At 45.2% G+C, this 9,423-nt stretch carries 2 protein-coding genes; both read right to left on the minus strand.

What is annotated here, in order from left to right:
• Nucleotides 1-3,625: retention module-containing protein (locus tag K5Q73_RS21040; protein ID WP_220766178.1), on the minus strand; the 3,625-nt coding region annotated here is incomplete at its 3' end.
• A gap of 243 nt (nucleotides 3,626-3,868) precedes the next feature.
• On the minus strand, nucleotides 3,869-9,423 hold a 5,555-nt coding region (locus K5Q73_RS21045; RefSeq protein ID WP_220766179.1), incomplete at its 5' end, for a VCBS domain-containing protein.

Genomic DNA, 9,423 nt, shown 5'->3' on the forward strand with positions numbered 1-9,423 from the left:
GGGTGACGGTGCCCAGAGTCGGTAGGCCGGTGACCGTAATGGTGAGGTTATCGCCATCAGCATCGGTTGGTGCGCTGAGGCCTAAAGACGTATTTTGCGTCTCTTCATTGACATTGATGCTATTGCTGTCGACGAGCGGCGCATCGTTCATTGGGTTGACCGTGATCGCCACACTGCCGTTTTCAGTGACAGTGCCGTCATTGACGCTGTAGGTGAAGTTACCCACGGCATCGCCGCTGTCATAGTCGGCAGGGGCATCGTACTGCAAGCCTTCTAATTGGCCAGCGGTTAAGAGCATGCCATTGGTGATCGCAGTACCATCAGCGAGGGTGACGGTGCCCAGAGTCGGTAGGCCGGTGACCGTAATGGTGAGGTTATCGCCATCAGCATCGGTTGGTGCGCTGAGGCCTAAAGACGTATTTTGCGTCTCTTCATTGACATTGATGCTATTGCTGTCGACGAGTGGCGCATCGTTTGTATCTGTCACTTCAATCGTTAGCGTTGCACTTTCACCCGTATTAGTGGTGTAAGTAATAACAGGTACGTCACCGTTCCAGTTGTCGAATGGGGTGAAGGTATAAGAACCATCTTTATTGATGACGACTATGCCGCCTTCAATTTCAGCTGTCTCACCTGCTACGTAACTAATTCCATCAACGTTGTATTCGGTAACCGTTAATTCGTCATCTACATCGGTATCATTGCTGAGTACGTTGCCTGTCGCTGGTGTATCTTCTTCAACAGTATTGGTGTCATTGCGTGCAATGGTTGGATCGTCAACAGGTTTAACTTCAAGCGTTAGCGTTGCAGTTTCACCGGTATTAGTGGTGTAAGTAATAACAGGAACTTCACCGTTCCAGTTTTCATTTGGTGTGAAGGTATAGCTACCGTCAGAGTTGACAACTAACTGGCCACCGTCTAATTCGACAGATGTACCTGCTGAATATTCTTGGTTTTCTACTTCAAAAGAGCTGACTGTTAGATCATCATCTAGGTCAGAGTCGTTTGATAATAGGTTACCTGTCGCGACAGTGTCTTCATCAATAATTTGAACATCATCTTGGACGATACTTAATAAATCGTAATCTTCAGTCGTAGAGGCTTCGCCACGCTCGCCATTATTACCAAAACCATGAACAACGGCATCAACCACAGTGTCTGCATCTTGTAACAGTTCAGAGCCTTCCACTGTGATAGAGAAGCTACCATCTTCGTTCATGAGAGTTTGGTAGTCAGTGCCATTTATAGTGATGACAATGATGCCTATGGTTATTGCGGCATCTGCGTTGACGGTACCTGTTATGGTTATGCTTTGCTGGCCTTCGTCACTGGTAATTAGGTTATCACCGGTAATGGGGTCTAGATCGATACTGACATCCGCATTTGCTGGGCTGTCGTTATCGAAAATACGTAAGGTGCCCTGTGAGTCAACTAGCTGTGCGTTGGTTGGATCTGACAGATTGATAAGAGCAAACTCTGGGTTTGGATTTTCTACAATGAGATCATCGACAATTGGCACAGTAATAAATGCCGTGGTTTGTCCCGGGAGAAAGGTAACTGTGCCAGAGACTGCGATAAAGTCTTCGCCAAAGAGTGCCGATAGCTCTTCACTAGAATAATTTACTGTAATAGTTTCGTCGCTTGGCTCACTCAAGCTTAGGGTAAATACTGCGTTTTCCATGCCTTCGACTGCGATAGCATAGTCTATGTTAATCAGTGGCAGATCACTGCCTGCTGCATCGTTATCAAAAATGGCAAACTGCAGCAGTTCATCGTAAACGTTGTCGCCTGTTACTGTCGCTCTAAAGTATTCAGTCGGCTCGATTTTTGCGTCGTCAAAAATAGGTACGCGGATCATTACGCTACTATTTCCGGCTGATAATTCAAAGCCAAACACCGGACGTGGAATGCTACCGCTATAGTCGATAGAGGTGACTGTCATTGCTTGCCAAGTTAAGCCGCCATCATTTGAATACTGGATTGGAACCGTGTAATCATCTGCGTACTCCGCAATAGGAATGCCTAATTGTTCGCTAAGAAGTTCACTGGTAAAGGTAATTTCTAATAGAGAGTCTTGTTCAAATACGAGTTCACTGTTCAATGTGAATTGATTAAAGCCATCGCCTTCAGATACGTCAGGAATGTCAGCAGATAAATGTGACTTAAACTGATCTTGAGTTGCTGAAGTAACTTCTCTAAATGCGGTCCAATCTTCAACACGGTAATCGAGTGTGAGTCCCTCGAGGTCGTATTGATCTACGCCGTCGTTCAAGATGATGCTGTAGTTACCATCCCCTAAATCAACTAAGGTCCCGATGTCTTCAAAATCAGCACTCAAGCGCACATTTTTTACGATTAAGTTTTCGGTAATAACCTGATGAGCGGTTGCACCCTTAAGCAAGTCTTCTGCCGAAAAAGTAATTTGTCCATCTAGTTCGTTATAGTTATACGTGACTAAACCACCTGGTACCTCAAGCACGTCTACTGTTCTTTCATCTGCTGCGTCAGGTGCTCGGTCACCAGCTAGCTCTTCAATGGTGTCGGCTACGTGCCCCATGGCTAAGCTTTCGAAAACATTTTGCTCATCGGGAGAACGTTCAGAATCACGAGTAAACTCAATGCCAAGTTGTGCTAGCACTTGAGATAACATCTCTTTACCTGCGGTGGCAATATTGAGTGGCTCGCCAGTCGTTGGGTCGATGTAGTTACTCAGTGCTTCATGTATTGAAGTGGATATGTTGATGTTTGAACCATAGCTAGCATCGAGATTGACCAAGCTATTGGTTTGCAAAATGCCGTCGTCGGTACCATCTGAAAGGTCGTTATCCAGTGCCTGTAGAAAAATAGCCATGTTTTCTACGTAATTGAGGTTACTATCGGCTAGTGAAGTGCCTGCTATATCTTGTAAAAATAAGATAGTGCCTTGAATCGAATCGGCACTGAAGTTAGCTATAGTGACATTGCCTATGGTGAAGGTAATAGTATCGCCTTCACGGTAACTAAAGGAGCCATCGGATCCTGAATCTCCAGTTACGCCGGTAAGTCCTGATGATGTTGTATAGGCTACGCCATTAACAAAGTTATCAGTGAATTGGGCAATTTGAATTGTATTATCTATTCCAGAGTCGGCGTTAGCATCATCATTGGTATTATTTAAAGATAGGCTGGCAACAAGAGGGGAGCCTTGTTGTCCTGCTGTATCATGGCCTGCATTTGCAATCGTTTCTGACCCGCCGCGTGCAATAGATACATGGCTTGAGCCACCTTCATTACCAGCTTGGTTGCCTGCTGCAGTGTCAGGGCCGTCTGTAGGGTCTTCACCAGAGGCTATTAATGCTTGAATAGCTTCGATTTCACTTAGGGCTTCGTCTTCTGCTGAGGGAGAGCTATTCGAGGAAGCAGAATTGGTGTTTAACGACTTACTGCTTTCTTCTGCTGAGGATGAAAGGGAGCTACCATCATTTAATAGGATGTCGATAGAGCTATTTTCAGCTATCGAAATACTCGTCCCAGCAGGAACTAACTCACCCTCACTAAGCTGCTTAACATTACCGTTAATTGTAGCTGTCACGATGCCATTGATGTTTTGAATATGTCCAGCTTGTGTGGTGATGATCGATTTCATTGCCATGCTCCCTGCAAAAGACAAACTGTTGCAAATGCGAAGTTAAAGTTACACAGTATCGCATAATGTTATCGGAGTGGTGGGTTCTGGTCAATTTATTGACACTTTGTCTGTTTTTTTAAAGAATAAAAAAATCGAGATGCTAGTAAAGAGATGAATAAATATGAAAAAGACCACTAGATATAGTGGTCTTTTTTCGGGTACAAACTATTTAGTCAGCATATTGATACTTTAGACTGATTATCAAGGTATATTGAGACCATCATCAGCTTGTTCGTAAGGTGGAATAAACGGTGTCGTATTTGGATCGGCAATTAGCGCCTCGTCAGTAATAAGCTCGGCAATTATGATGCTAGCATCAGTAGTGCCATAAATACTTGATAGATCGATACCATCGAGGACAATCATCACGCTATCTGTACCGGAACCAAGCCCGTCAGCATCGACAGTTATAGTGGTACTACTAGGGCTGAAACTGAAAGACAGGAAGTCTTCTAGGTCTCCACTTTCTTCATTAACAAGAAGATCGGAAAGATCCAGTGTATCTATTTGATTGCTAAACCCATAAACGGTGTCTGTGCTGCCATCTGCAGTATCAGCCCCCCAAACAAAGAAATCTCTTTCGCTGTCGTTTTGGCTTAACATTTCTCCACCATAAAGGGCGTCATTACCCATTCCTCCAGAGAGTAAATCTCGGCCTGCGCCACCAATAATGGTGTCATTACCGTCACCACCAATCAGTATATCGTTACCGATTCCGCCATTTAGGGTGTCATTGCCAGCTTGCCCAAAGATAATATCGTTACCTCCATCACCGCTTAAGGTATCAGAGCCACCGTCTATTTGAGAGACGTCAAAATCAGAGTAATTTGCTGAAATAAAGTCATGTATATCGACATCTTTCACAGCGTTACTATTTATGCCTAGTTCATTTGCTACATGCTCTCTAAGAGCTTCGATTCCTTGTAGGTTATTACCTAAGAAGTCAGTTAAATCTCCAAAAATAATGTCATCCCCATTACCACCTGCAATGGTGTCATTACCTGGTAGTATGTTTGATTGAAGAATAGCATCAGCGAGATTATTTACATCAATATTGTTGATGAGGGGGGCTGCGGTATCGAATTGCTGTAGTACAGAAGTATTGATATTTGGACCAAGGCCAATCGCTTCCACATCTGAAACTCCATTTAATAAAGCAAAAGCAGCTAATGCATTATTAAAGTAGTTACCTGATTGGCCGTTGTCGGTATTTGGTGCACCATCTGTAATGAAAAAGGTGCTGTTGTTTCCGGTAGGGAAGTTATTGTTGAACCAATTATAGGCTTGGGTCAACGCTGCTGAGTAGTTTGTTGAGCCTCCACTACTCATGTTTGTAAAGGCTGAAGCGATTAAAGCTTCTGCATTATTTGTGGTGAGGTCAAGTGAGATTAAGGTGCTTGCGCTCTGATCGAAGTCGACTAAAAGTACATTAACAATACCAGAACCGGGTTGGTTAGCATTCGCTATTAAGGTATTTAATACTGAGGTTATCTGAGCTTTAGCTGTGGCTACAGCGTTGCTTCCCATACTACCCGAGGAGTCAATAACAAAGGCGATATTGTAGTTTTCACCTGGTGTGAACCCTGGTACATCACTAACGACAGTATCATTACCATCAGTTCCGGTGTATGTATCATCTCCAGCGTTAAGAGTGGTACTTTCATACACTCCAATTTCTACCGTAGCGGTATCTAGTCCGCCGTTCCCATCACTTATTGTATAAGCAAAGCTAACTGGATTTGAAGAGTTGCCATTGTGCGCAAACGTAAAAGTACCATCTTCTTGAACCGTTAGCTGACCACCGGGCAATGCGACCACTGCAAAGCCATTGATATAGGTTAGATCTACACCGTTAATTTGAGTGACTGTTAGTGGGTCTGCATCTCCATCGGTATCAACGCCACCTTCAGTGTCATCGACAATCATGTTTGCAGTAACACTTGCCCCTGTATCGATACTGTAGACATTATTGAGTGCATTAGGCTGCAAATTATCAGGATTTAAGGTTACATTAAATTGGCCAGAGTTATCTGCTGTGAATACAACAGTATCGTTATCTCCATCAGTAGCTGTATATCCAAACTCAATATTAATCGGTTCATTAAAGACTAGCCCATTTGACGCTAGGCTAGTGACCTGGAAGTCCTCTCCACTGAGATGAATTATCTCTATAGAGGCGATATTTGAATTATTTGACTCTAGCTCCTCAATTAACAATGTTCCATTAATCGTAGTGTTTACAATGCTTGTGCTACTGTCCGAATAAGTAATGATATATTGAATATCAGTTGATCCGGTATGATCACCGTTATTATTCGTACCTAGATTAATAGCAAGTAAAGAGGTCCCGTTAACGCCATAATCAATTTTAATTGATTCATCATCACTGATTGAGGTTTGTGGTCCAACGCCCATGCCATGACTGTTTGCATTAATTTGAGAAGATATGCCATTCGTATAACCAGTAATAGTAGAAATGACGTTTGCAGCTTGGCCATTTTGACTATATATGGTTCCATCAGCATCAACATAGTAAGCAGAGTTGTTACCAGCTGGTGCTGAGTCAAGATCGTAATCAATCGTAGTTTCTAGATCGACCTCTTGTAGCAGCTCAAACTCATAGTCGTAATGTCCCTCTTGGTCCATTACTGCAGTGACGGTAAAAACATCAGTACCGTTGGCACTTGCTGTCAATGTATTACCGTTCATTGAGTAGCTAAGATCTTGACCGTTATACTGAAGTCCGTCAGTTAATACTTGGAAGTCTACACTGCCAAAGCCATCAGCCCCTGGATCAAATAGATCGCCAGAGACGCTGCTTCCTATTAAGTGTGGAATGATATTTTCTGCAGACTCATCTACTTCGTCAATTGGTGCATCATCTTCAATTGTGACATCGAAATCAGTTGCAACATTATGAACACCATCATTGATAATAGCGCCAAAATTGAACGTTAATATATCTTCTATATCATTTGTAGGATGATCGATATTGTCGAGTAAGTTGACCGTGTAAAGAACCTCAAAGCCAGATAGCCCAGATGTAACAGTCCCTAACACTATTGTCATAACAGCATTGCCACCTGCTATTCCCGTTAGTATTTTCGCATTATTATCCCAAGACCATGTTACCAAGACATCATTGGAGTACATGTCTGAAGAAGGGGCTGAAAGTGATACGTCGAATACGTTGCTATTTGGTGTATCTACATCGGTAAATATAATTTTCCCGTTTTGAGTTTTGAGATCCGTTGTGTCGGACGGATCACCTATATTGTCAATAATACCGTTTGTTAATCCTTCTTCAGAAACGGTTGTAGGCACTGTATCGACAATGGTCGGTGCGTCATTACTACCGTTAATGGTAATGGTCAGTGTGGCCATTGCCTGCTGATTATCTGCATCCTCAATCCAGTAAGTGAAGCTATCAGTTTCCACCTCACCGTCATAGAGGCCATCAATGGTGGCATTGCTGTCATCAAGCAAGTAACTGTAGCTACCATCGGAAGAGATAGTCAGCGTACCAAATTCACCGACCAGCACAATGTCATCACCAATCGGCGTGTCGCCATTGCCGATGATATCACCGTCGAAGTTCTCGACTTGCACCACATTAAGGGGTTGGTTCTCGGGATCGCTATCGGCCACATCGGCAAAACCACCGCCATGATCCATACCGGCGATCACTTCACCTGTAATCGCGACAGTGGCGGCATCATTAACGGCTTCATCAACAACGTTGGTGTCGGCGTTAGCAGTTGGGCCATCATTGCTACCGTTAATAGTAATGGTGAGGGTTGCCATTGCTTGCTGATTATCAGCATCTTCAATCCAGTAACTGAAGGTGTCGGTTTCTATATCACCGGCATCGAGGGCGTTGATGGTGGTATTACTGTCATCGAGTAAGTAGCTGTAACTACCATCGGAGGAGATGGTGAGGGTACCGAATTCACCGACGAGCACAATGTCATCACCAATCGGCGTGTCGCCATTGCCGATGATATCACCGTCGAAGTTCTCGACTTGCACCACATTAAGGGGCTGGTTCTCGGGATCGCTATCGGCCACATCGGCAAAGCCGCCGCCATGATCCATACCGGCGATCACTTCACCTGTAATCGCGACAGTGGCGGCATCATTAACCGCTTCATCCACCACATGGGTGTCGGTGTTAGCAGTTGGGCCATCATTGCTACCGTTAATAGTAATGGTGAGGGTTGCCATTGCTTGCTGATTATCCGCATCCTCAATCCAGTAGCTAAAGGTGTCGGTTTCTATATCACCGGCATCGAGGGCGTTGATGGTGGCATTGCTGTCATCGAGTAAGTAGCTGTAACTACCATCGGAAGAGATGGTTAGCGTACCAAACTCACCGACCAGCACAACGTTGTTACCGATGGCGGTGTCGCCATCACCTATGATGTCACCGTCGAAGTTCTCGACTTGCACCACATTAAGGGGCTGGTTCTCGGGATCGCTATCGGCTAGATCGGCAAAACCACCGCCATGATCCATACCGGCGATCACTTCACCTGTAATCGCGACAGTGGCGGCATCATTAACCGCTTCATCCACCACATGGGTGTCGGCGTTAGCGGTTGGGCCATCATTGCTACCGTTAATAGTAATGGTGAGGGTGGCCATTGCTTGCTGATTATCCGCATCCTCAATCCAGTAGGTGAAGGTGTCGGTTTCTATATCACCGGCATCGAGGGCGTTGATAGTGGTATTACTGTCATCGAGTAAGTAGCTGTAACTACCATCGGAAGAGATGGTTAGCGTACCAAACTCACCGACCAGCACAACGTTGTTACCGATGGCGGTATCACCATCACCTATGATGTCACCGTCGAAGTTCTCGACTTGCACCACATTAAGGGGCTGGTTCTCGGGATCGCTATCGGCTAGATCGGCAAAGCCGCCGCCATGATCCATACCAGCGATCACTTCACCTGTAATCGCGACAGTGGCGGCATCATTAACCGCTTCATCCACCACATGGGTGTCGGCGTTAGCGGTTGGACCATCATTGATACCGTTAATAGTAATGGTGAGGGTGGCCATTGCTTGCTGATTATCAGCATCCTCAATCCAGTAGGTGAAGGTGTCGGTTTCTATATCACCGTCATCGAGGGCGTTGATAGTGGTATTACTGTCATCGAGTAAGTAGCTGTAACTACCATCGGAAGAGATAGTCAGGGTACCAAATTCACCGACCAGCACAACGTTGTTACCGATGGCGGTGTCGCCATCACCTATGATGTCACCGTCGAAGTTCTCGACTTGCACCACATTAAGGGGCTGGTTCTCGGGATCGCTATCGGCTAGATCGGCAAAACCACCGCCATGATCCATACCGGCGATCACTTCACCTGTAATCGCGACAGTGGCGGCATCATTAACCGCTTCATCCACCACATGGGTGTCGGCGTTAGCGGTTGGGCCATCATTGCTACCGTTAATAGTAATGGTGAGGGTGGCCATTGCTTGCTGATTATCCGCATCCTCAATCCAGTAGGTGAAGGTGTCGGTTTCTATATCACCGGCATCGAGGGCGTTGATAGTGGTATTACTGTCATCGAGTAAGTAGCTGTAACTACCATCGGAAGAGATGGTTAGCGTACCAAACTCACCGACCAGCACAACGTTGTTACCGATGGCGGTATCACCATCACCTATGATGTCACCGTCGAAGTTCTCGACTTGCACCACATTAAGGGGCTGGTTCTCGGGATCGCTATCGGCTAGATCGGCAA

The sequence above is a fragment of the Shewanella sp. MBTL60-112-B2 genome (assembly GCF_019655055.1).
Taxonomy (GTDB): Bacteria; Pseudomonadota; Gammaproteobacteria; order Enterobacterales; family Shewanellaceae; genus Shewanella.